20 protein-coding genes are annotated in these 22,479 nt (G+C 66.6%); 6 read left to right on the plus strand and 14 right to left on the minus strand.

Annotated features, from left to right (window positions below; genetic code table 11):
• Nucleotides 1-72 precede the first annotated feature (72 nt).
• Nucleotides 73-813, plus strand: coding sequence for a sulfite exporter TauE/SafE family protein (locus AC5LXK_RS22420; protein WP_493393670.1), 741 nt, complete (start codon nt 73-75; stop codon nt 811-813).
• A 102-nt stretch (nt 814-915) separates the two neighbouring features.
• Here AC5LXK_RS22420 and AC5LXK_RS22425 read toward each other — a convergent pair whose 3' ends face one another.
• The 3 genes from AC5LXK_RS22425 to AC5LXK_RS22435 form a co-directional block, all read right to left on the minus strand.
• Complete coding sequence (locus AC5LXK_RS22425) at nt 916-3,087, minus strand: hypothetical protein (protein WP_493393671.1); 2,172 nt, start codon at nt 3,085-3,087, stop codon at nt 916-918.
• Nucleotides 3,088-3,585: 498 nt separating this feature from the next.
• A complete protein-coding gene (locus tag AC5LXK_RS22430; RefSeq protein ID WP_493393672.1) occupies nt 3,586-3,972 on the minus strand; it encodes an ester cyclase in 387 nt (128 codons plus the stop codon).
• A gap of 47 nt (nt 3,973-4,019) precedes the next feature.
• Nucleotides 4,020-4,916, minus strand: a complete 897-nt coding sequence (locus tag AC5LXK_RS22435) for a LysR substrate-binding domain-containing protein (protein WP_493393673.1) — start codon at nt 4,914-4,916, stop codon at nt 4,020-4,022.
• Between the two features lie 502 nt (nt 4,917-5,418).
• On the opposite strand from AC5LXK_RS22435, the gene AC5LXK_RS22440 reads away from it, so the two are divergent.
• The 3 genes from AC5LXK_RS22440 to AC5LXK_RS22450 all read left to right on the plus strand — a co-directional run bounded on the left by AC5LXK_RS22440 (nt 5,419) and on the right by AC5LXK_RS22450 (nt 8,355).
• On the plus strand, nt 5,419-6,264 hold the full coding sequence (locus AC5LXK_RS22440) for a peptidoglycan DD-metalloendopeptidase family protein (RefSeq protein WP_493393674.1): 846 nt from the start codon (nt 5,419-5,421) through the stop codon (nt 6,262-6,264).
• 212 nt (nt 6,265-6,476) lie between these two features.
• Nucleotides 6,477-7,376: a class A beta-lactamase gene (gene bla / locus AC5LXK_RS22445; RefSeq protein ID WP_493393675.1), complete on the plus strand. Its 900-nt coding sequence runs from the start codon at nt 6,477-6,479 to the stop codon at nt 7,374-7,376.
• 106 nt (nt 7,377-7,482) lie between these two features.
• Nucleotides 7,483-8,355 (plus strand): LysR substrate-binding domain-containing protein, encoded by an 873-nt coding sequence (locus AC5LXK_RS22450; protein WP_493393676.1) that lies wholly within the window; start codon nt 7,483-7,485, stop codon nt 8,353-8,355.
• Nucleotides 8,356-8,376: 21 nt separating this feature from the next.
• Here the strand turns inward: AC5LXK_RS22450 and AC5LXK_RS22455 are convergent, their stop codons facing one another.
• From AC5LXK_RS22455 to sapR, 9 genes are all read right to left on the minus strand, one after another.
• On the minus strand, nt 8,377-8,712 hold the full coding sequence (locus AC5LXK_RS22455; RefSeq protein WP_493393677.1) for a type 1 fimbrial protein: 336 nt from the start codon (nt 8,710-8,712) through the stop codon (nt 8,377-8,379).
• 330 nt (nt 8,713-9,042) lie between these two features.
• On the minus strand, nt 9,043-9,297 hold the full coding sequence (locus AC5LXK_RS22460) for a GlsB/YeaQ/YmgE family stress response membrane protein (protein ID WP_493393678.1): 255 nt from the start codon (nt 9,295-9,297) through the stop codon (nt 9,043-9,045).
• A 127-nt stretch (nt 9,298-9,424) separates the two neighbouring features.
• Nucleotides 9,425-10,201, minus strand: a complete 777-nt coding sequence (locus AC5LXK_RS22465) for an ABC transporter ATP-binding protein (protein WP_493393679.1) — start codon at nt 10,199-10,201, stop codon at nt 9,425-9,427.
• Nucleotides 10,198-11,112 (minus strand): ABC transporter ATP-binding protein, encoded by a 915-nt coding sequence (locus AC5LXK_RS22470; protein WP_493393680.1) that lies wholly within the window; start codon nt 11,110-11,112, stop codon nt 10,198-10,200. The genes AC5LXK_RS22465 and AC5LXK_RS22470 overlap by 4 nt, the downstream gene beginning before the upstream one ends.
• A 1-nt stretch (nt 11,113) precedes the next feature.
• The gene (nikC, locus tag AC5LXK_RS22475; protein WP_493393681.1) at nt 11,114-12,028 is read right to left on the minus strand and encodes a nickel transporter permease; all 915 of its coding nucleotides are present in this window, start codon (nt 12,026-12,028) and stop codon (nt 11,114-11,116) included.
• Between the two features lie 66 nt (nt 12,029-12,094).
• A complete protein-coding gene (locus AC5LXK_RS22480; protein ID WP_493393682.1) occupies nt 12,095-13,165 on the minus strand; it encodes an ABC transporter permease in 1,071 nt (356 codons plus the stop codon).
• 10 nt (nt 13,166-13,175) lie between these two features.
• Nucleotides 13,176-14,777, minus strand: a complete 1,602-nt coding sequence (locus AC5LXK_RS22485) for an ABC transporter substrate-binding protein (protein WP_493393683.1) — start codon at nt 14,775-14,777, stop codon at nt 13,176-13,178.
• A 61-nt stretch (nt 14,778-14,838) separates the two neighbouring features.
• Nucleotides 14,839-15,402, minus strand: a complete 564-nt coding sequence (ddpX, locus tag AC5LXK_RS22490) for a D-alanyl-D-alanine dipeptidase (RefSeq protein ID WP_493393684.1) — start codon at nt 15,400-15,402, stop codon at nt 14,839-14,841.
• Between the two features lie 17 nt (nt 15,403-15,419).
• Nucleotides 15,420-16,313, minus strand: a complete 894-nt coding sequence (gene sapR / locus AC5LXK_RS22495; RefSeq protein WP_493393685.1) for a sap1 transcriptional regulator SapR — start codon at nt 16,311-16,313, stop codon at nt 15,420-15,422.
• A 437-nt stretch (nt 16,314-16,750) separates the two neighbouring features.
• Here sapR and AC5LXK_RS22500 point away from each other — a divergent pair, with 437 nt between their 5' ends.
• Both AC5LXK_RS22500 and AC5LXK_RS22505 read left to right on the plus strand, forming a co-directional pair.
• A complete protein-coding gene (locus AC5LXK_RS22500) occupies nt 16,751-18,007 on the plus strand; it encodes an oxalate decarboxylase family bicupin (protein ID WP_493393686.1) in 1,257 nt (418 codons plus the stop codon).
• 96 nt (nt 18,008-18,103) lie between these two features.
• A complete protein-coding gene (locus tag AC5LXK_RS22505) occupies nt 18,104-19,411 on the plus strand; it encodes an Nramp family divalent metal transporter (protein ID WP_493393687.1) in 1,308 nt (435 codons plus the stop codon).
• Nucleotides 19,412-19,429: 18 nt separating this feature from the next.
• Here AC5LXK_RS22505 and AC5LXK_RS22510 read toward each other — a convergent pair whose 3' ends face one another.
• Nucleotides 19,430-20,683, minus strand: coding sequence for a hypothetical protein (locus tag AC5LXK_RS22510; protein ID WP_493393688.1), 1,254 nt, complete (start codon nt 20,681-20,683; stop codon nt 19,430-19,432).
• A 143-nt stretch (nt 20,684-20,826) separates the two neighbouring features.
• The gene (locus AC5LXK_RS22515) at nt 20,827-22,416 is read right to left on the minus strand and encodes an ABC transporter substrate-binding protein (protein WP_493393689.1); all 1,590 of its coding nucleotides are present in this window, start codon (nt 22,414-22,416) and stop codon (nt 20,827-20,829) included.
• Nucleotides 22,417-22,479: the final 63 nt, after the last annotated feature.

Genomic DNA, 22,479 nt, shown 5'->3' on the forward strand with positions numbered 1-22,479 from the left:
CAAAACCAGATGGCGGCCAGCATGGCGGAGAGGCACCATCGGCGCCGTATTCAACCGGACGGAACGCCTCCCATGCAAATTCATACGCTGACGATCATCGTGCTGGTTTTCCTGCTGGCCGGCGCGGTCAAGGGAATGATCGGGCTCGGGCTGCCGACGATCGCGATGGGACTGCTGACGCTCGCGATGCCGCCGTCGGCCGCGGCCAGCCTGCTGCTCGTGCCGTCGTTCATCACCAACGTGTGGCAGTTGTGGCTCGGCCCGTCGTTCGGGGCGCTGCTGCGCCGGCTGTGGCCGCTGCTCGTCGGCCTGACGATCGGCACGCTGACGGGCGGGTTGCCGGGCCTCGCGGCCGGCAGTACCTGGACGCACGCGGCGCTCGGCGTCGTGCTGATCCTGTACGGGCTGTGGGGGCTGGCCGCCGCGCGGCTGCCCGCGCCGGGGCGCCACGAGAAATGGCTGTCGGCGGTGGTCGGCTACCTGACGGGGGTCGTGACGGCCGCGACCGGCGTGTTCGTCGTGCCGGCCGTGCCGTACCTGCAGGCGTTGCGGCTGTCGAAGGACGACCTGATCCAGGCGCTCGGGCTGTCGTTTACCGCGTCGACGATCGTGCTCGGCTTGCAGTTGCGCGTGACGGGCGCGCTGCAGACGGTCGATCTCGGCGTGTCGGCGCTCGCACTCGTGCCGGCACTGGCGGGGATGGCCGGCGGGCAGTATGCGCGGCGCGTGATGAGCGAAAAGGCGTTCAAGCGTTGCTTCTTCGTCGGGCTGATTGCGCTCGGCGCGTATATGGCGGTGTCGGGGTGGCTTTGAGCAGGTATCGCCGGCGAGAGCGATACCTGCTGTTCCTGACGCGCCCGAGGCCGGTTTCGACGACCGGCTTCGGACGCATTCACCGAGCCTGGATCACACCGCTCAAGCCGGATCGGCGTACTTCAGCGTCCACCCGAACGTGCGGGTCGCACCCGTGCCGAGCGCAAACGGCTTCGTCGTGCACGCGAAGTTCGAATGCAACTGGCCGATCGGCGTCGTCGACAGCGGATTCGTCGTGCCGTTCGCGGTGTCGAAGGCGGACAGTGCGCAGGTGTCGAACCCGGATGCCCCATAGCCGGTCGCGGGGCTGTTCGCATACGTGACCGACACGCCGTCGCCGTTGGCCTGCGTCGACGCGAAATCCGCGAACGACGTGAAGTCCGTCTCGACCGCGAGGTTGCCCGTGAGCGTGCCCGAACTCAGCGTATCGCTGCGCGAGACCGTGCCGTGCGCGAACGTCAGCACCGTGTGCACCTGCAGGTCGAGATCCGTCGTGTACGCGGCGTTCTTCGACGCAAGACGGAACTTCGTCGTATAGAACGACACGACCACTTGCCCGTTGCTTTGCTGCACGTTCAGGTTCTTGTAGTACGTGACCGGGATGTAGGTCTTCGCGTTGTACGTGACCTGCGGCACCAGCAGCGCATAGCCGAGATCGGTCGTGCCGTAGATCAGCTTGTCCGAGAACGGCACCGGGTAGTACGGCGTGAACGAGTTGTAGTCGGGCGCCTGGCTGAGGTTCAGGTTGATCACGCGCCGGCCGTCGCGCACGGTGAGCAGCGCCGCGCTGTACGGATGCGCGGTGTCGGTCGGCTGGTTGTACCAGGTGAGCGTGTAGTGCGGCAGCGCGTCGAGCCATGCGCCGTAGTCCGAATCGGCCATCGGCGCCTTGCCGCCGAAACCGAGCTTGTTCCACCACGCGTTCACGTACAGGTACTGGTGCAGCAGGCTGAAATTTTCGCCCATCACGCGCGGCTTGCCGCGATACGCGTCCGTGCCGCGGCCCTTGACCCACATGTTCACCGACGGCGTCGGCAGCGACGGGTCGTACCAGTACGTATCGAAACGATGTGCGGCCTGGTAGATGAACGCATACGCGACCTGCTTCTCCTGGTCGGTCAGCACGCCGGCGTTGGCCGCGGCCGTCAGCACTTCCATGAACGCCGAATCGCCGTACGGGCCGATCGAGCGGCCGTAGTTGAAGCCCTGGCCGTCGGCGTTCAGCTGCGGCAGGATCAGGTCGACCGACTTGCGCAGATAGCCCTTCAGCTCGGGCGTGAGGTTCGCCACGTTGTCCATCTCGAACGTGCGCTCGACCACTTCGCCGATCAGGAGCGTGCTGTAGCGGTCGAAGCGCGCCTGGTCGTAGTAGGTCGTGTGCGTGTTCGACGCTTCGTCGGAGAAGCCGCCGGAAGAATCGTTGCGGATGTGGTTCGTCAGCGTGTACAGCAGCGCGTCGCGCGCGCCCATCGTCGCGACGGACGGATCGGTCTTCGATGCGAACGACGGGCTGCTCCAGCCGAGCTTCTGGCGCAGTCCGGCAATTCCGTAGGACACCGCATAGTAGTTCTGCGCGGTGTTGAGCGACGCGATGTCGATCGGCGTGCCGGCGGCCGGGCACGTATTGGTCTTGCCGCTCGCATCGGGGCCGAACATGTCGCAGAAGGTGAGCCGCTGCTGCAGCGTCGCGAGCATCGCATCGCTGAAGACTTCGTTGAGCATCCCGTGTGCCTTCAGGTTGTTCAGCGCGACGAGGTAGTAGTACTCGCCCCACGACGTGTTCGCATACGTGTAGTTGCTGCCCGACTGCGCCATCATCGCGGTCGTGATCGTCTGGTACGTCGCGAGATAGCTCGCGTACTGCGGATCGTTCTTCGACTTCATGTCGATCAGGATGTACGACAGGCCGAGCGCGAGCTTGCCGGGCAGGAATTTGTCGCCGGTGTTCGTGTCGAGCACGTGGACGGGCGTGCCGTCGCCGAGATCCATCACGACCTGCGTGAAGTCGGGCGATTTCCGGATCAGGTCGAACAGCGCGCGCATCTGGCCCATCATCGTGACCGGAATGTTGGTGCCGGCCGGTACGCTGGTGTCGGGCGCGCCGTAGACGAGCGCCTGCAGCGAGTTCGACGCGAGCGCGGGCGTCGACGGGGTGGACGACGAAGGCGACGACGGCGGCGTGTCGGTCACGTCGTTGCCGCCGCATGCGCTGACGAACAGGACGGAAAGGGCGCTGAGCGCGGCGCCGAGCGCGAATCTGCTGCGCGGATGCATTGTGTCTCCAGTTTTGAATAGTGATGAAGGACGGGCGGGTGTGGCCGATGCCGCGCTCGATGCCCGTACCCGGCCGCTGCCTTGAACCCTGATCCCTGAAGGCGGACGGCCTGAATCACAACTCGAGCGGGCAAGCGTTCTCCCTGCGCGGGCCATGGCCGGCGTCGCGCTGAAGCAATGGAAAACGTTTTCCAAATTTAGGCATCGATCGGCGCGATGTCAATGAACTTTCACGCCGGATGCGCCGGTGAAAACCCGGATGGTGGGAATGGAGGGAGGGCAGTGCGACTCAGGATTGCGCAGGAATTACCGGGGATTTTGTTTGATATCGACCGGGTGTAGCGTGATGTACCGAAGGCGCGACAGCAGGAACGAATGTCCTCCCGTGATGGATTTCCGGTCTAATTTGAGAGAAAACGTTATCCATAAGGATCGAAATGAATCAAGGCCGGTGTCGAAGGTACTGGCCGTGGTCGGCGGCCCGCTGCTTCGGTGACGCTAAAGCTGCTTCTCGATCGCCGCCTTGTCGATCACCGACCACACCTGGCGGATCTTGCCGTCATGAAACTCGTAGAACACGTTCTCGGCGAACGTGACCTTCCGGCCGTCGACGGCGAGCCCCATGAACGTCCCCTTCGGCGAACAGGTGAAGCGCAGCCGGCACGCGACGCGCGGCGGTTCGCACGCAAGCAGGCGGATGTCGAAGCGGAGATCGGGAATGTCGCGGTAGTCCTGTTCCAGTATCGCGCGATAACCGGCGAGGCCGAGCGGGCGGTCGTTGTGGATCACGTCGTCGGCGACATAGTCGCCGAGCGCCGCCCAATCCTGCCGGTTCAGGCAGTCGATGTACGCGCGGTAGCGCGTTGCAAGATCGGTGTCGGTCATGATCATGCCTTTCGTGTGTCGACGGGATGAGTCGAATGCGACGCGCGTCACTGCGATGGCGCTTCGCCGGACAGGAACGCGACGAATTCCCGCGTGTACTTCGGCAGCGCGTCGAACGACCGCGCGCAGAGCGTCAGCTTCCGGTGGCTCCACGAATCGGACAGCTCGACGAGCCGCACGTCCATCGTCTGCGTCGCGCGCTCGGCCGCGTGCCGCGACACGATGCCGATACCCACGCCGCTCGCGATCACGCGGCAGATCGCATCGAAGCTCTTCAACTGCACGCGATAGCGGATCCGCTTGCCGAGCGTGCGCGCCTGGTCGGCGAGATGCACCTGCAGCGCGCTGCCGTCGGTGAGACCGATGAAGTCTTCGCCGGTGATGTCGTCGAACGCGACCTTGTCGCGCGACGCGAGCGGATGCGCGGCCGGCACGACGACGATCAGCCAGTCCTCGCGGAACGGCTTCTGTTCGAGCCCGCCGAGCCCGACCGAATCGGCGACGATGCCGACCTCGGCCGTCTTGTTGCGGATCGCATGCACGATCTCCTGGCTCGACCGTTCCTCGACGCTGATCGACAGCTTCGGATGGTGCGGCAGGTAATCGGCCAGTGCATCGGGCAGGTATTCGCTCAGCGACGCCGTGTTGCACAGCAGCCGGATATGGCCGCGCAGCCCCTGGCCGTATTGCTGCAGTTCGCCGCGCATGTGGTCGATCTGCTGCAGCACGGTGCGCGCGTGATGTTCGAGGGCCCGGCCCGCGTCGGTCGCCTGTGCGCCCGACTTGGTCCGGTGCAGCAGCGGCACGCCGAGTTCGTCCTCCATGCCGCGAATGCGCTCGCTCGCGGCCTGCAGCGTGATGTGCGTGCGCTCGGCGCCGCTCGTGATCGTGCCGGCTTCGCAGATGTTGAGGAAAAGCCGCAGGTCGGTGAGATCGAAGCGCATGGCGGGAGGGGAACGATGGCGTGGGATGGCCGATAAGTTAGCAGGAACCGCCGCCCCGGTCTCAGGCACAGCCTGAGACCCGATTCGCCGGTTCCGCATTTTCGGGGTGCGATCGATGGCCGATGATGGACGCACATCAACCGGGGAGCCTGTCATGCAGATCGATTCGTCATGGGGCGTGTCGTTCAAGATCGCGCTGCATTTGCTGTTCCTGTGCATCGGCGTCGCGTGGGCCGGCGCCGAACTCGTCGCATGGTTGCGCTGATTGCCGCCGCTTCACGGCTATTGAAACAAATCTGTCATAGTTTTAGGGAACGAAAAATATTCCGCCTTCCTGTAAAAAGACCATCAAGTTTTTCTGAATCGGACCGTATTACCGGTAGCGAATGCCGGCCGGCATCCGGTCCGTGATCGTTTGTCATCATTGTTTGCATCCGGTTACACGTCGGCCGATCCGTTTTTGAGATGCTTGAAAGATTGTCAAACCGGAGTCGGATCGTCCATGAAAACGCGCGAGATTCACCGCAACGCGGCGTGGCTGTCGGGCCTGGCCGCGGTGCTCGTCATGGCCGGTTGTGCAAGCACGCAGTCCGTTCCGCCGAGCGATACGCTGGCGGGACAGCCTTCTGATTCGAGCCAGCCTGTCGTACCGCCGGCAACCACTTTGCCGCCCGCGCCGATCCTCGTCGCGCAGAAGTACGTCGTGAAGCGCGGCGATACGCTGACGGGCATCGCATCCGCGAACGATTGCAGCGTGGCCGACCTGCGCACCTGGAACAAGCTGGACGCAAACGGCAGGCTGCGCATGGGTCAGGTGCTGCGCATCGTCAAGCAGCAGCCGTTGCCGCCGGCCGGCGCGGCCGCCACCCAAACCGTCGCCGGCAATGGTGCGGCGGGTAGTGCGGCATCGGTGCAGGCCACCGCATCGACCGCGAACGACCGTCAGGTCGTCAAGGAAACGAAGCGTCATGCGGGCGGCGTCGCGCTCAAGTGGCCGGCAAGCGGCAAGATCGTCGACGGATTCCGGCCAGGGCAGAACCGCGGCATCCAGATCGCCGGCCGGCCGGGCGACCCGGTCCGCGCCGCGGCCGACGGCCGTGTGATGTACGCGGGCACGGGCCTGAACGACTACGGCAGCCTGATCATCGTCCAGCACAACGCGGATTTCCTCACCGCCTATGCGCACAACCGCAAGCTGCTCGTGAAGACGGGCGACATCGTGCGCCAGGGCGACGAGATCGCCGAGATGGGCGACCTCGACAACTCGCGTGTCGCGCTGCTGTTCGAGGTGCGGCGCGACGGCAAGCCGGTGAACCCGATGCCGTACCTGCCTTCATCGCAAGGGTGAAACCGGGCCGTTTCGCTGGAACACGGGCGCGGTCGCTGCTACGCTAGGGTCTGTTCATGCGCGTCCCGCGCTTCATGCGGGGCCGACGGGCGTCTTTCGGGGATGCGCGGCGAATGCCGTCGCGGGCCGGCCGTCGGCGTGAACGGGTGCGCGTCGTCGATGCGCACCCGCGTTGCTTCGTGCCACCGTTTCCGACAGAACACATCTTATCCATGGAACACTCTCCGACACGCCGCTCGCTGTTGCTCGCCGCCGTTGCCGCGCCGTTCGTTGCCGCGTGCACGTCCGCGCCGGTCGCCGACCAGGGGCGCGCCCATACCGCACAAGCCGAACTCGCCGCGCTCGAAAAGGCATCGAACGGCCGGCTCGGCGTCGCCGCGCTCGATACGTCGAACGGCGTGCGCATCGCTCATCACGCGCGCGAGCGCTTCCCGCTGTGCGGCACGTATGCGGTCGTCGCGGCCGCCGCGATGCTCGCGCGCGGTTCGCTCGACGCGTCGCTGCTGCCGCGCCGCATCCTGTATCGCCGCTATGACATCGTGTCGGGCTCGCCGGTCACGGAAAGCCACGTCGACACGGGCATGACGATCGCGCAACTGTGCGCGGCGATGCTGCAGTCGGGCGACAAGGGCGCGGGCAACCTGCTGATGGGCGTGCTCGGCGGCCCGCAGGCCGTCACGTCGTTCGCGCGCGAGAGCGGCGACACGACGTTCCGCCTCGATCACTGGGAACCCGAGCTGAACAAGGCCGCGCCCGGCGACGAACGCGATACGTCGACACCGGTCGCGATGGTCGACACGCTGCAGCGGCTGCTGCTCGGCAATACGCTGCAAGCGCCGCAGCGCACGCAGCTGACGGAATGGATGGTCGGCGGCGCGCGCGGCGCGACCGGCATCGCGGCGGGCGTGCCGCCCGGCTGGCGCGTCGCGGACAAGGCAGGCACCGGCGGTTACGGCACGACGACCGACATCGCGGTGCTGTGGCCGCCGTCGCGCGCGCCGATCGTGATGGCCGTGTCGTTCACGCAGCCGCAGGCCGACGCCGCGGCCCGCGCGGACGTCGTCGCATCGGCGGCGCGCATCGCGGCGGGCGCGCTCACCGCGACGGCCTGAGCGCCCGGCGTCTCGCACAAAGCGGGCGTTTGGCTTATCGTGTCGGTCTGCGCGCGCCGGCGTCGGCGCGCGATCCTTTCGCGCCGTTTTCCGTTGCCCGTTCGTCATGCGCCGACTTCCGCCCCTGCATGCGCTGCAGATCTTCTCGACGGTGGCCCGCCACCGCAGCTTCACGCGTGCGGCCGAGCAGCTGTGCATCACGCAGGGGGCGGTGAGCCGGCAGATCCAGACGCTCGAGGCGCATTACGGCTTTCCGCTGTTCAAGCGGCATGCGAAGGGGCTCACGCTGACGGCGGAGGGCGAGCAACTGTTGCCGGTCGTCAACGAGAGCTTCGCGCGGATCGAGGACATCTCGATGAAGCTCACGCGGCAGCGCACCGATCTCGCGTTGAAGGTGCCGACCTGCGTGATGCGCTGGATGCTGCCGCGCATCATGCGCTTCCAGGGCGAGCATCCCGATCTCCATGTGCAGATCACGACCGTGTGGCAGCACGTCGTCGATTTCTCGACCGAGCCGTTCGATGCGGCGATCGTCTACGGCACGTCGCCGGGCCCCGGCGTGTTCGCACTGCCGCTGTTCGACGAACGGCTGACGCCCGTCTGCGCACCCGAGTTGCGCCAGGCGGCGCCGCTCGACGTGCTCGGCGATCTCGCGCGGCATACGCTGCTGCATCCGACGCGCGACCATCGCGACTGGCGCGCGTGGCTCGATCATGCGGGCGAGCGCAGCGTCGATCCCGCACGCGGGCCGACGTTCGACACGCTCGATCTCGCGACGAATGCGGCGATGCAGGGCTTCGGCATTGCGATCGGCGACGTGACGCTCGTCGACGACGACGTCAGCGCGCGCCGGCTCGAACGGCCGTTCGACATCGTGCTCGAGACGGGCGCCCGCTATTTCTTCGTCTACCCCGAAAACCTCGGCAGCCAGTTGAAGATCCGCGCGTTCAGCGACTGGATCGCGCGCCATCGCGACTGACGCGCGCCCCTGCAACGGACGTTACTGGTAGGTCACGACGGCGATCATCGGTGCATGATCGCTGCCCGGACGGTCAGGTAAAACGATTGCGCGCGAGGCCTGAGTAAAGGTCGTGGTCTTCAGCGAGCGCAGCGTCGCCGCGTCGACGAACGCGATCTGGCCGGTTGCCGGGCGCGGACAGTCGGGGCGCACGTGCGCATGGGCGATATCGGCCGTGTCGAGCGCGAACGAGCAGGGCGGCTCGACGATCATGCCGGAGAAGTGAATGATGCCGGACGAGCCGCCGGCGAAGGACGAGGACGACGCCAGAAGCGAGGCAGCCAGGGCGAGCGAGGCGGCGAACAGGCGATGCTTCATGACAGGCTCCAGAGAGGAAGCGCGTCGCAGCGGGGCCGCTCGGGTGGCAGTCCGTCAACGCTGCGATGCTGTATGCGTAAACGGCAAAACCATCGGATCTCTTGAATGAAAAAACGGAAATAAAGGTAATAAGCAAATGACCGCGTATTGCTTCAATCAATGTAGGTCGAATCTGCGCAACCGCAAGTCGGGGAAATGCCGGGTGGCATAGGATCGCAGGACGAACGGTCGCCGCGACCGTTGCGCAGGCAACGGCCTGGTGCTCGCCGGAAAGAAAAACGGCCGCTCGTGACGAGCGGCCGTTTTGCATTGGAGCGCTGTGTGCGGCGTTCAGCCCGCGCGCTTGCGGATCGCGCCGACGATCACGAGCAGCACGATCGCGCCGATGATCGATGCGATCCAGCCGGCGCCCTGACCAGGCGCATACCAGCCGGCGGCGCGGCCGACGTAGCCGGCGACCAGCGAGCCGACGATGCCGAGCACGGTGGTCATGACGATGCCCATCTTGTCGTCGCCGGGCTTGAGTGCGCGGGCGAGGAGGCCGACGATGAGCCCGACGACCAGGGTTTCGATGAATTGCAGCATGAACGCCTCCCTATTGCGATTGCTGTTGACGAAAGGAAGTGGACCCGTGCGGCGCGCAAGGGTTCCATGCAACGGCCAGCCGGCGCGTGGCGTGCCGAGTATCGCACGCCGGCGCGTCGCGCAGATGTCAGGCAGCCGGTGCGCCCGCCACCGGGTCGAGACGGCGGTAGCCCTCGGTCGCATTCAGCAGCGTGCGCGTGTAGTCGCGTGCGACCTGCCCGGCGCGCACGTCCTCGATCCGCAACTGCTCGACGATCTCGCCGTGCTGCATCACCGCGACGCGCTGGCACAGGAAGCCGATCACCGCGAGGTTGTGGCTGACGAGGATCATCGTCAGGTTGCGCTCGCGATGCAGGCGGCGCAGCAGGTTCAGGATCTCGGCCTGCACCGATACGTCGAGCGCGGAAGTCGGCTCGTCGAGCAGCAGCACGCGCGGCTCGACGATCAGCGCCCTCGCGATCGCGACGCGCTGCCGCTGGCCGCCGGACAACTGGTGCGGATAGCGGAAGCGGAACGCGGGACCGAGGCCGACCTCGGCCAGCGCGCGGGCGATTCGCGCATCGGCGTCGCCGAACGCATGGATCGACAGCGGCTCGCGCAGCGTCTGGTCGACCGTGAAACGCGGATGCAGCGACGCGTACGGATCCTGGAACACCATCTGCACCTGGCGGCGGAACGCACGATCGGGCGTGCCGCCGACCGGCCGTCCGTCGATCGACAGGCTGCCGGCCGCGAGCGGCACGAGGCCCGTGAGCGCGCGCAGCAGTGTCGACTTGCCGGAACCCGATTCGCCGACGAGCCCGAACACTTCGCCGTTGCGTACCGCGAAGCTCGCATCGCGTACGGCGTCGACGTGGCCCGTGCGGGTCGGGAAACGGATCGATGCGTGATCGACGTCGATCATCGTGCGGCCTCCTGTCGATCGGTGTGAGCGGCGGCATGCGGCGCGGCGTCGAGCCACGCCGGATCGCGCCGCAGCACCGGCAGTTCGTCCGGCGGGTTCGCGAGCGGCGGGTTCGCGGCGAGCAGCCCGCGCGTATAGGGATGCGACGCGTCGCGCAGGTCGCGCGCCGCACAGGTTTCGACCACGCGGCCCGCATACATCACCGCCACGCGATCGCAGAACGACATCACGAGCGGCAGGTCGTGGCTGATGAACATCAGGCCCGTGCCGTGCCGCGCGATCATCGTGTCGAGCACGGCAAGTACCTGCATCGACACCGCGACGTCGAGCGCGGACGTCGGTTCGTCGGCGATCAGCAGGCGCGGGCCGGTCGACACCATCATCGCGATCATCACGCGCTGGCCCATGCCGCCCGACAGCTCGTGCGGGTACGCATCGGCGACGCGCGCCGGATCGCGGATCTGCACGGCCGACAGCGCGTCGACGATCCGTTCGCGCAGCGCGCGGCCGCGCAGCCCCGGCTCGTGCAGCCGGAACGCTTCGCCCATCTGCTTCGCGACCGTCATCACCGGGTTCAGCGAATACTTCGGGTCCTGCAGGATCATGCCCATCTGGCTGCCGCACAGCCGCCGGCGTTCGCGCGGCGACATCGCGAGCAGGTCGTGGCCCGCGAAGCGCATCGTACGCGCCGACCAGCGCGCGGCGTCGGGCAGCAGGCCGAGCAATGCACGGCCCGTCAGCGATTTGCCGGAGCCCGATTCGCCGACGATGCCGAGCCGTTCGCCGGGGGCGAGCGTCAGCGACAGGTCGCGCACGGCGTCGGTGACGACGCCGTCGTGGCCGCGAAAGCCGATCTTCAGCCCGTCGATCTCGCAGAGCGGCGCGGGCGCGACGGAGGTATTCGTCGACATGTCATGCTCCATGGCGGGGATCGAAGACGTCGCGCAGCCCGTCGCCGAGCAGGTTGAACGCGAGGCTCACGAGCAGGATCGCGATGCCCGGCAGCGTCGCGACCCACCACGCGTCGAGCAGCACGTTGCGGCCCGATGCGACCATGAAACCCCACTCGGGGCTCGGTGGCTGCGCGCCGAGGCCGAGAAAACCGAGTCCCGCGACGGTCAGGATGATGCCGGCCATGTCGAGTGTCGCGCGCACGATCACCGACGACATGCACATCGGCATGATGTAGCGCAGCAGGATGCGCGGGCCCGACGCGCCTTGCAGCCGCGCGGCATGGATGTAGTCGGCCTGCGCGATGCGGATCGTCTCCGCGCGCGCGAGCCGCGCATATGCGGGCCACGCGGTGATCGAGATCGCGACGACCGCGTTGATCACGCCCGGCCCGAGCGCGGCCGCGAACGCGAGCGCGAGCACGATCTTCGGGAACGCGAGCGCGATGTCGGTGATGCGCATCAGCACGCTGTCGACGAAGCCGCCGCAATAGCCGGCCGTGGTGCCGATCAGGAGGCCGATCGGCACCACGATCACGACGACGAGCAGCGCGATGCCGAGTGTCAGGCGCGAACCGGCGATCAGCCGAGAGAGGATGTCGCGGCCGAGCTGGTCGGTGCCGAGCCAGTGCGACGGCGAGCCCGGCGGCAGCAGGCGATCGGGCAGCACCTGGTGCAGCGGATCGTGCGGCATGATCAGCGGGCCGACGATCGCGACGACGATCAGTGCGACGAGGATCGCGAGCCCGAACAGGTTGAGCGGATTCGTGGCGAACCGGCGCCAGCGCCGGTAGGCGAGGCCGAATGCGGCCTGCGAGCGCGACGCGGGCGCATCGGACAGCAGCCACGCGCGCAGGGTGAGGCGCTCGGCGTTCATGATTGGACGGCCTTCGGCATGGGCGATGAAAGAAGCAGGGTGGTTGCGGTCATGTCGGGGCAGCCTTCAGCGCGCGCGCGGATCGAACACGCGGTACAGCGCGTCGGTCAGCAGGTTGACGGTGATGAACATCGCGCCGATCACGAGCGTCGCGCCGAGCACCGCGTTCATGTCGGCATTCAGCAGCGCGCCCGTGAGGTACGAGCCGAGCCCCGGCCATGCGAACACGATCTCGGTCAGCACGGAGCCTTCGAGCAGGTTGCTGTACGTGAGCGCGATCACGGTCAGCAGTGGCACCGCGATGTTGCCGAACGCATGCCGCCAGATCACGCGCCGCTCGGACAGGCCCTTCGCGCGCGCGGTGACGATGTATTCCTGGCTCAGCTGGTCGAGCATGAACGAACGCGTCATGCGGCTGAGATACGCGACCGAGTAGTAGCCGAGGATCGCGGCCGGCAGCGCGATGTGCGATACCGCGTTGCGGAACACGTCCCACTCGCCCGCGAGCGCCGCGTCGATCAGCAGGCTGCCCGTGCGCGGGTCGACCATCCCGTCATACACGGGATCGAGCCGGCCGGGCCCGCCGACCCAGTGCAGCCGCGCATAGAACAGCAGCAGCCCCATCAGCCCGAGCCAGAACACGGGCACCGAATTGCCGATCAGTCCGACGAAGCGCGCGATGTGATCGATCGGCCGGTTGTGCTTCACGGCAGCCACGACGCCGAGCGGCACGCCGATCGCGATGCCGATCAGCGTCGCGATCGTCGCCAGTTCGAGCGTGGCCGGGAATACGCGCCTGATGTCGTCGAGCACGGGGTTCGCGGTCAGCAGCGATACGCCGAGATTGCCGTGCAGCACGTCGCGCACGTAGATCAGGAATTGCGTGACGAGCGGCTTGTCGAGCCCGAGCGCGATGCGTTCGGCCGCGTATGCTTCGGCCGATGCGCGATCGCCGAGGATCGCGAGCACGGGATCGATCGGCACCTTGCGGCCGATCACGAACGTCAGCGCGAGCAGCCCCGCGAACGTGACGGCCAGCGTGAGCACCCAGCGCAGCACGCGCAGGGCCCAGCGCACGGCCGGGCGCCGCGCGGGCAGCGTGCGCAGGGCTTCGAGGGAGGAGGCGGGAGTCGACATGCGGCGAATCTTATTGCTTCTTCAGGTTACGGTACGACACGAGATCGTTGATCGGCCCGACGTCGAGCCCGCTCACGCCGGGCCGCGTCGCGACCTGCGCGACTTTCTCGAACATGATCACGAACGGCGAGCGCGCGAGCATTTCCTTCTGCATCGTCTGGTACAGCTGCGCGCGCTTCGCGGCAGTCGGCTCGGCGAGCGCGGTGTCGGTTTCCTTCGTCAGTTGCGGGATGTCCCAGCTGTTGCGCCAGGCCAGCATTTTATAGCTCGACTTGTCGGAGTTGTCCGGATTCCATGCGAAACCCTGCGCGTTGCTGTGCGGATCGATGTAGTCGGCCGACCATTCGCCGATGTAGATGTCGTGCTGGCGTGCGCGGTACTTCGCGAGCGTCTGCTTGTTGTCGCCGGGAATCAGCTGCACCTTGATGCCCGCCTGCGCGAAGTTCGCCTGCACGGCCTGTGCGATTTCCGTGTACGGATAGTCGTTGCGCACGTCCATCGTCACCGAAAAACCGCCGGGTACGCCGGCTTTCGCGAGCAACGCCTTCGCCTTCGCGACGTCGAGCTTGTACGGGTTCGCGTTCAGCGTGCCGAGGAAGCCTTCGGGCAGGAAGGTCTGGTGCACCTTGTAGGTCGTCTTCACGACGTTGCCCTGGATGCCCGCATAGTCGACGAGCCACTTCAGCGCTTCCTGCACGTCGGGTTTCGCGAGCGTCGGGTTCTTCGTGTTCAGGCCGAGATACAGCAGCGTCGCCTGCGGCGAGGCCGACACCTTCGCCTTGCCGGATTTCACGACTGCCGCCAGATCGTCCGGGCTCAGGTCGCGCGCCGCGTCGACGTCGCCGCTTTCCAGCAGCAGGCGCTGGCTCGCGGCTTCGGGCACGTGGCGCAGCACGATGCGCTTCATCGCGAGCGGCAGCCGGTAGCCGTCGAAGCGTTGCAGCACGATGCTGTCGCCGGCCGTCCACTTGACCAGCTTGTACCCGCCGGAGCCGGCCTCGTTGGTCTTCAGCCACGCGTTGCCGAAGTCGTTGCCCTGCTGGTGCGACAGCAGCAGCTTCCGGTCCAGCACCGACGCGGGCCACGAGCCGAGCACGTTCAGCACGAAGGTCGGCGCGTACTTGTGGTCGGTCGTGACGGACACCGTCAGGTCGTCGAGTTTCTTCACGCTCGCGACGACGTTCGCCTTCGTGAGGCCGATGCCGGTCAGCACGGCGGCCGGCCCCTTGTCGAGCAGCACCGCGCGCTGGATCGACCAGGCGACGTCGTCGGCCGTCAGCGGGTTGCCCGAGTGGAACTTGAGGCCGGGGCGCAGCTTGAACGTATAGGTCAGGCCGTCGGGGCTCACCGTCCACGACTGCGCGACGTCGCCGTTGAATTTCGACGGATCGCGCAGGTCGACGCGCACGAGCCGGTCATAGGTGTTCGCGACGTATTCCTCCGGCACCAGCTCGTAGATCTCGCCCGGATCGAGCGTCGTGAATTCGTCGAGCAGCGTGGCCATCACGAACATGTCCTTCGGCGTTTCCGCGTGCGCGGCGGAAAGCGGAACGGCGGCGAGAACGGACGCGGCGGCCAGCGCCGCGACGAGCCGGGATGTCGGGAATTTCATGTGCGCTCCATCTGTCGTTGAAGTCGTTGAACGTGAACGGTGAAGGGGACGTGCATCGTCGTCACATCAGGTGCCACGGGCCGCTCGCCGCGTTGTCGATCTGCGGCAGCGCCTGCGAGCCGGGCAGTTCGTAGTGCCACCATTCGCTGTCGATGTGCGCGAAGCCGGCCGCCTGCATCACACCGAGCAGCAGCAGGCGGTTGCGTTGCACGGCTTCGGGCAGCCCCGCGTGGAAGTGGCCCGACGCGGCGACCATCTCGTCGAAGCCCGTGCCCATGTCGAGCGGTTCGCCGTCCGCGCCGACGAGCGTCAGGTCGAGCGCGGTGCCGCGGCTGTGATTCGAGCCGCGGCCGAGATCGGCGATGAAGTTCGGGTCGGGCAGGAAATCCCACAGCACTTGTTGCGCCTGCGGCGGCCGGTATGCGTCGTAGATGCGCAGCGTGAAACCGGCTTGCGCCGCGATGTCCACGGCGCGGCGCAATGCGGCTTCGGCCGGCGTCAGCAGCAGGCAGTGCGCGTGGCGGTAGATCGGCTTGCCGGTCAGGTTGCGGTCGGTCGCGTAGACGAGGTCGATGTCGACACCGTGCGTGGCGGGCGTGATTTCGACGAGGCGGTGATCGTTCATCGGCAGGGCGGGCTCGCTCAGGATTCGAATTGGTCGAACGTATGCTGCAGTTCGCGGTTGCGCGCGACACGCCGGTCGATCGCCGGGCCGAGGCGGTCGACCACGGCCGTGATCAGCAGGTTGAACAGGCAGGTGAGCGGCGCGAGCGAATCCCAGAACTGGCCGACGTCGGTCTTCACCTGCAGCAGGTCGGCCGGCCATTCGCGCGCCCACGGGCACGACAGGTCGGTGACCAGCGCGAACGGCTGCCCGCGCTCGGCGGCCGCCTGGCAATAGCGGCGCGCGCTGCGCGAATACGCGCGCGTATCGGTGACGATGCAGTAGGGCCGCTCGAATTCGGAGTTCAGCGAGTCGACGTACGAACCCGACTGGCCGTCGGAATAGAACACGCGCGGGCGCAGGTATTCGAGGTAGCTGCTGAACGCGTTGCTGATGCCGCGCGTCGACTGGATGCCGAGGATGAACACGGCGTCGGCGTGCGCGATCCGGTCGGCAACCTGCGCGAACACCGGGCCTTCGGCGAGCCGGTACACGTGGCGGATCGCATCGAGCTCACGGTCGAGCGACGACGCGAGCGTGCCGTCGCTGCTATGGCCATCGCCGTTGCCGTTGCGTTCGGCCGGCGGCGTGCCGGCGACGCGGCGGTATTCGTCGAGCCGGTCGGTGATCATCCACGGACGGTCGCCGCCGCCGCGCAGTTCGCGTTTCAGGTCGTCGAGATTGCGGTAGCCGACGCTGCGCAGGAAGCGCCCGACCGAGATGCCGCTGGTGCCGGCCTGCTGCGCGATCTGGTCGGCCGTCTCGAGCCCGAGCCGGTCGAGGTTCGCGAGCATGTAGCTCGCGATGCGCTTGGCAGTCGGCGTCAGCTCGGCATAGCGGGATTCGACGGTATGGGCGAACGCGCAGGTCATCGGCTGTTAGATCGTTGTCGTCGGATGAGCGAATGTCATCCATCTAACAAAGCCAAAATCATTCACGCCAGCGGATAAAAACTATGGTGTGAGGATAGGTGATAGGGTCGGGTGCCCAGCGGGCCGGCGGCGGACTGCAATTTTTGTGTTTCCGCGAGTATGGCGCACCGATTTGATCAGTCATGCGAATCAATGACGTTGGGTCGGTGCGCGTGTTTCGATCTTCTGTCGTTACCTCTCATCCTCCCGCTGCACCGCAATAATTACAAAATTAAAGTAGATCAGATTAAATCATTAATTCAGGTTAATAATTCATTTAATTTTTGTGACGATTTGGATTTAACTTGAGTCGCTGGATCTTTGATTTTAGATAATCGAAAAAACGGCAGGTATTCCGTAATGGAAGTGTTCAGGATTGCAGGAATGAAGAGGAAACCATGACGAATCTTTCTCGACGCAAAATGCTGGCGGGTACGGCCGGCGCCATTGCTGCCGCCGGTATCGCGGTATCGGCCAAGGCGGCCTCGTTCGGTAATCCGGACAGCCCGCCGGAAGGCGCGGTGAATGCGCTCAATCGCCAGAGCCTGACCGATCCGGGGCCTAAAAATCCGGCGATCGCCAATCAATTTCCATCTTTTCAGGATCCGCCGGCCACCGATATCAACGGGATGCCGTTATTCTGGGCGTCGTTCAATAATGCCCATAAACGCATTCAAAACGGTGGATGGGCGCGCGAAGTCACGCAGGACGATTTTGCGATTTCCGAAACCATTTCCGGTGTCAACATGCGCCTGACGCGCGGCGGCATTCGCGAGATGCACTGGCACCAGCAGGCCGAGTGGGCCATCATGCTCGACGGCCGCTGCCGGATCACGGTGCTCGACGAGCTGGGGCGGCCGTCGGTGCAGGACGTCAAGACCGGCGATCTCTGGTATTTCCCGCCCGGCCTGCCGCATTCGCTGCAGGGCCTCGGCACCGACGGCGCCGAATTCCTGCTCGCGTTCGATAACGGGCGCGCATCGGAATTCAACACGCTGCTGCTGACCGACTGGGTCGCGCACACGCCACCCGACGTGCTCGCACTGAACTTCGGCGTGCCGGCCGATGCGTTCAGGAACGTTCCGCTCGACAACCTGTGGATCTTCCAGGGCGACGAACCGGGCCCGCTCGCGGAAGCGCAGCGCGCGTCGGCTTCGTCGGCCGGGGCGCCACCGCACCCGTTCATCTTCTCGCTCGGCGACATGAAGCCCGTGCGGAAGACGCGCGGTGGCGAAGTGCGGATCGCGGACAGCACCAACTTCAACGTGTCGACCACCGTCGCGGCGGCGCTCGTCACCGTGCACCCGGGCGGCATGCGCGAACTGCACTGGCACCCGAATGCGGACGAATGGCAGTACTACCTGCAGGGCGAGGCGCGGATGACCGTGTTCGACACGGGGCCGAAGGCGCAGACGGCCGACTTCCGCGCGGGCGACGTCGGCTACGTGAAGAAGAGTCTCGGGCACTACGTGCAGAACACCGGCCAGACCGACCTCGTGTTCCTCGAGATCTTCAAGACCGACCGCTATGCGGAGGTGTCGCTGTCCGACTGGCTCGCGCACACGCCGCCGAAGCTCGTCGAAGCGCACCTGAACGTGGCGCCCGACGTGATCGCGCAGTTTCCGCGCAATCGTCCCGACGTCGTGCCGCTGTAACGCGGCCTTCAATACGGCGTCGCGGCCGGCAGGCGGCATGCCGGCCATGGCGCCCGCTCCCGAACCGGTCTTCCTCATTCGAACGGACACTCCACCATGCTTCCCGTCCCGAGCAAACCTGTCGGCGGCCTTGCGCTGCCGGGTCTCTCCCCCGAGCGTATCGACGGCGCCGCGCGTGCCGCGCTGGAAGGGCGCCGCACCGGCGTCGCCGCGCTGCTGCCGTTCGTCGGCCCGGCCGTGATCGCGTCGATCGGCTATATGGATCCCGGCAACTTCGCGACCAACATCCAGGCCGGTGCCGCGTACGGCTACCGGCTGCTGTGGGTCGTGCTGGCCGCGAACGCGATCGCGATGCTGTTCCAGGCGATGTCCGCGAAGCTCGGCATCGTGACCGGCCGCAATCTTGCCGAGCTGTGCCGCGACCGCTTCCCCGTGCCGGTCGTGTGGGGCATGTGGATCGCGTCCGAGATCGCGGCGATGGCGACCGATCTCGCCGAATTCCTCGGCGGCGCGCTCGCGTTCGGGCTGTTGTGCCACCTGTCGCTGTTCGCGGGAATGATCGCGACGGCGCTGGCAACCTGCGCGATCCTGGCGCTTGAAAAGCGCGGCTTCAGGCCGCTGGAGGCCGCGATCGCGGCGCTGGTCGGCGTGATCGGCGCGTGCTATCTCGGCGAGCTGTTGATCGCGCCGCAGGACTGGCACGCGGCCGCGTTCCATCTGGTCGTCCCGCAGATTCCGGATCACGCGGCGCTCACGATCGCGGTCGGGATCATCGGCGCGACGATCATGCCGCACACGCTGTATCTGCATTCGGGCCTCACGCAGGATCGCACCGCGCCGCGCGACGAAGCGGAGCGGCGGCGGCTCGTGCGGTTCTCCAACCGCGAGGTCGTCGTCGCGCTGGGGCTGGCCGGGTTCGTGAATCTCGCGATGGTGATGATGGCGTCGTCGGCGTTCCACCTGAGTGCGCCGGGCATGACCGATATCGGCGACGCGTATCACACGCTGATCCCGGTGCTCGGGCCGGCGGCCGGCGCGCTGTTTCTCGTCGCGCTGCTGACGTCGGGCATATCGAGTTCGGTGGTCGGCACGATGGCCGGGCAGGTCGTGATGCAGGGCTTCATCCACCGCCGCATGTCGGTCTGGGTGCGGCGCGCGGTGACGATCGCGCCCGCGTTCGCGGTGGTCGCACTCGGCTGCGACGTCACGCGCGCGATGGTCGCGAGCCAGGTCGTGCTGAGTTTCGTGCTGCCGCTGCCGATGATCGCACTGCTGATGCTGTCGGCGCGCGCCGACGTGATGGGCGCCTACGCGATGCGGATGCCGCTGCGGATCGTCGCCGGCGCGGCGACGGTCGTGATCGTAGGGTTGAATGCGTACCTGGTGTGGGCGGCATTCGGTTGACCGGTAGCGGCCGGGTGCTTATTGCTGCATGTCCGGCGCTTCGCGCAACCGCCAGATCGCATTGCACTGCTGGCCGCCGAGGCTCGTCGAGCGCAGCGTGATGACGCAGCCGGCCGCGACCTGATACGAGAAATGCGCCATCAGCTCGGTGCCTTTGCGTTGCGCGTGTCCGTCGACCAGCGCTTCGCACAGCAGCGGCGACGGCGAGCCGGACGGATGCGTGACGTAGACGTTCAGCCGCGCGATGTCGCGGGTCGCGGTGAACACCACTTCGTGGTTTCCGCTGCCGACGAGCATCGTGCCGCCCGGTTCGTCGATCGCCTGCAGGTACGCGCCCGCACTCGTCTCGATCGCCGCGGACGCGACGGCCAGCCCGGCCGATTGCACGTAGTCGGCCGCCGCGATGCGCGCGGCGATCGCGTCGGCCGGTGCGGGCGTACCGTCGGACAGCGCGAACGGCATGCCGTCGCGCAGCGCGGCGTCGGTGTGGTTCGCGTAGTAGCGCCACCGGTCGAGGAAGCGGATGTCGCCGGTCATGTGCAGCGCGCGGATCGGCTCGCCGTGATACCGGAGCGTCGTCCTGCCGTTGCCCGCATCGAACGACTCGTGAATGCCGTACTTGCTGACGAAGTTCTGGACCGGGTCGAGCAGGGCCGTTTGGCCTTGCGCACTCCACAGGTGCAGGAACGTCGTATCGATGCCGAAGCATTCCTGGAAATCGGTGCCGATGCGGGCCATGCAGTCGCGCAGATGATCGGCATAGCGCGCCCATGCGTCGGCCGTTCCGGCCACGAGCCCGGCTTGCAGCGCACCGCCGTGGCGTGCGTTGACTTCATCGACGACGAGGCGCCAGTGGTGGTCGCGCCGTTCGCCGATCAGCGGCGTGACGACGAACGTGCAGAACAGCGGGTCGGGGCACACGTGGATCCGGTCGTCGGCGATCTGCGAGAACAGGTCGAACTGCGGCGCGCAGAACCAGATGTCGGCGTCGTACAGCGCGAGCTTGCGGATCTGCGGATTACGCGCGCAATACTCGGCGGCCTCGATGAAGCGGCCGACCGGCAGCGCATACGCGCCCGACGCGTCGATCACGTCGACCGACTGGCTCGCGAGGATCTGCCGCTTGCGTTCGGACAGCCCGTAGCCGATCACCGCGATCCGCCCGTCGTAACCGGCGTGCCGCAGCGACAGCAGGAACGGCACAAGCATTTCGTACCACGCGCGGTTGTTGTCGTTGATTGCCACGCAGACCGCGTGCTCGCTCGAATGCATGTTCTTTCCCCGTTACGTGTGCCCGGCGCGGTATCCGCGCGGCGCCGGCCATTGTAGATCGCGGCCGCCGCCCGGCACGGCGCCGGCACGGCGTCCCGCGACGGCCCGCGCACCGGCAGGGCCGGGCGCGCGGGCTGCCGCGATTACTTCGCGAGCGTCCGGTACGACACGAGGTCGTTGATCGGCCCGATTTCCGGCCCGGTCACGCCGGGGCGCGTGGCAACCTGCACGACCTTCTCGAACATGATGATGAACGGCGAGTTCGCGAGCACGGCCTTCTGCAGTGCCTCGTAACGCTGCGCGCGCTTCGCGGGCGACGGCTCGATGAGCGCGGCCTCGGTGTCCTTCGTCAGTTGCGGGATGTCCCAGCTGTTGCGCCACGCGAGCATCTTGGTCGGCGACTGGTCCGAGTTGTCCGGATTCCATGCGAAGCCGCGCGCGTTGCTGTTCGGGTCCATGTAGTCGGGCGACCATTCGCCGATGAAGATGTCGTGCTGGCGCGCGCGGTACTTGCCGATCGCCTGCTTCGCATCGCCGGGGATCAGCTTCACGCGGATGCCGCCCTGCGCGAAGTTCGCCTGCAGCGCCTGCGCGATCTCGAGGTACGGATAGTCGTTCGGCATGTCCATCGTCACGTCGAAGCCGTTCGGCAAGCCGGCCTTCGCGAGCAGCGCCTTGGCCTTCGCGACGTCCTGCTTGTACGGGTTCGTGTTCAGCGTGCCGAGGAAGCCTTCGGGCAGGAAGGTCTGGTGCACCTTGTAGGTCGTGCTGACGATGTTGCGCTGGATGCCGTTGTAATCGACGAGCCATTTCATCGCCTGCTGCACCTCGGGTTTCGCGAGGTTCGGATTCTTCGTGTTCAGGCTCAGGTACAGCAGCGCGGATACCGGCCACGATGCGATCTTGATCTTGCCGGCCTTCGACAGCGCGGCGAGGCTGTCGGGGCTCAGGTTGCGCGCGGCATCGGCGTCGCCGTTCTCCAGCAGCAGGCGCTGCGCGGACGCTTCGGGCACGTGGCGCAGCACGACGCGCTTCATCGGGTACGGCGTGCGGTATTTTTCGAAGCGCTGCAGCACGATGGTCTCGTTCGGCGTCCACTTGACGAGCTGGTACGGGCCCGAGCCCGCGTCGTTGGTCCGCAGCCAGCCGCTGCCGAAATCGTTGCCCTGCTGGTGCGACAGCAGCAGCTTCTTGTCGAACACCGATGCCGGGCACGCGCTGAGCACGTTGAGCACGAAGCTCGGGGCGTACTTGCGGTCGGTTTCGAGCACGACGGTTTGCGGATCGACCACGCGCACCTTCTGCATCACGTTCGCCTTCGTGAGGCCGAGATCGGCGAGCACGCCGGCCGGCCCCTTGTCGAGCAGGATGGTGCGCTGCAACGACCACGCGACGTCGTCGGCGGTGACCGGGTTGCCGGAGTGGAACGTGAGGCCGGGGCGGAGCTTGAACGTGTAGGTCGTGCCGTCGGCGCCGACGGTCCACGATTGCGCGATCTGTCCGTCGAAGCGTGTCGGATCCTTCAGGTCGACGCGTACGAGCCGTTCGTAGGTGTTCGCGACGTATTCGGATGGCACCAGCTCGTAGATCCCGCTCGGGTCGAGGGTCGTGAATTCGCCGAGCTGCGTGGCGACGACGAAGATGCCGGGCGGCGTGGCAGCCTGCGCCGGCAGCGCCGGAACAAGCGCGACGAGCGCGGCGCTGACGAACAACCGGGACAGCAGGTGCTTCATGCGGGCTCCATCGAAAAGGAATCGTGGTGCGATTCTCTCATCGACGGGCATCCGGATGAAAAT

It is taken from the genome of Burkholderia pulmonis (assembly GCF_984667975.1).

Excerpts from the sequence above, each read along its gene's own strand:
- AC5LXK_RS22420 (WP_493393670.1), top strand. The coding sequence starts at position 73 with ATGCAAATTCATACGCTGACGATCATCGTGCTGGTTTTCCTGCTGGCC.
- AC5LXK_RS22425 (WP_493393671.1), bottom strand. The coding sequence starts at position 3,087 with ATGCATCCGCGCAGCAGATTCGCGCTCGGCGCCGCGCTCAGCGCCCTT.
- AC5LXK_RS22430 (WP_493393672.1), bottom strand. The coding sequence starts at position 3,972 with ATGACCGACACCGATCTTGCAACGCGCTACCGCGCGTACATCGACTGC.
- AC5LXK_RS22435 (WP_493393673.1), bottom strand. The coding sequence starts at position 4,916 with ATGCGCTTCGATCTCACCGACCTGCGGCTTTTCCTCAACATCTGCGAA.
- AC5LXK_RS22440 (WP_493393674.1), top strand. The coding sequence starts at position 5,419 with ATGAAAACGCGCGAGATTCACCGCAACGCGGCGTGGCTGTCGGGCCTG.
- bla (WP_493393675.1), top strand. The coding sequence starts at position 6,477 with ATGGAACACTCTCCGACACGCCGCTCGCTGTTGCTCGCCGCCGTTGCC.
- AC5LXK_RS22450 (WP_493393676.1), top strand. The coding sequence starts at position 7,483 with ATGCGCCGACTTCCGCCCCTGCATGCGCTGCAGATCTTCTCGACGGTG.
- AC5LXK_RS22455 (WP_493393677.1), bottom strand. The coding sequence starts at position 8,712 with ATGAAGCATCGCCTGTTCGCCGCCTCGCTCGCCCTGGCTGCCTCGCTT.
- AC5LXK_RS22460 (WP_493393678.1), bottom strand. The coding sequence starts at position 9,297 with ATGCTGCAATTCATCGAAACCCTGGTCGTCGGGCTCATCGTCGGCCTC.
- AC5LXK_RS22465 (WP_493393679.1), bottom strand. The coding sequence starts at position 10,201 with ATGATCGACGTCGATCACGCATCGATCCGTTTCCCGACCCGCACGGGC.
- AC5LXK_RS22470 (WP_493393680.1), bottom strand. The coding sequence starts at position 11,112 with ATGTCGACGAATACCTCCGTCGCGCCCGCGCCGCTCTGCGAGATCGAC.
- nikC (WP_493393681.1), bottom strand. The coding sequence starts at position 12,028 with ATGAACGCCGAGCGCCTCACCCTGCGCGCGTGGCTGCTGTCCGATGCG.
- AC5LXK_RS22480 (WP_493393682.1), bottom strand. The coding sequence starts at position 13,165 with ATGTCGACTCCCGCCTCCTCCCTCGAAGCCCTGCGCACGCTGCCCGCG.
- AC5LXK_RS22485 (WP_493393683.1), bottom strand. The coding sequence starts at position 14,777 with ATGAAATTCCCGACATCCCGGCTCGTCGCGGCGCTGGCCGCCGCGTCC.
- ddpX (WP_493393684.1), bottom strand. The coding sequence starts at position 15,402 with ATGAACGATCACCGCCTCGTCGAAATCACGCCCGCCACGCACGGTGTC.
- sapR (WP_493393685.1), bottom strand. The coding sequence starts at position 16,313 with ATGACCTGCGCGTTCGCCCATACCGTCGAATCCCGCTATGCCGAGCTG.
- AC5LXK_RS22500 (WP_493393686.1), top strand. The coding sequence starts at position 16,751 with ATGACGAATCTTTCTCGACGCAAAATGCTGGCGGGTACGGCCGGCGCC.
- AC5LXK_RS22505 (WP_493393687.1), top strand. The coding sequence starts at position 18,104 with ATGCTTCCCGTCCCGAGCAAACCTGTCGGCGGCCTTGCGCTGCCGGGT.
- AC5LXK_RS22510 (WP_493393688.1), bottom strand. The coding sequence starts at position 20,683 with ATGCATTCGAGCGAGCACGCGGTCTGCGTGGCAATCAACGACAACAAC.
- AC5LXK_RS22515 (WP_493393689.1), bottom strand. The coding sequence starts at position 22,416 with ATGAAGCACCTGCTGTCCCGGTTGTTCGTCAGCGCCGCGCTCGTCGCG.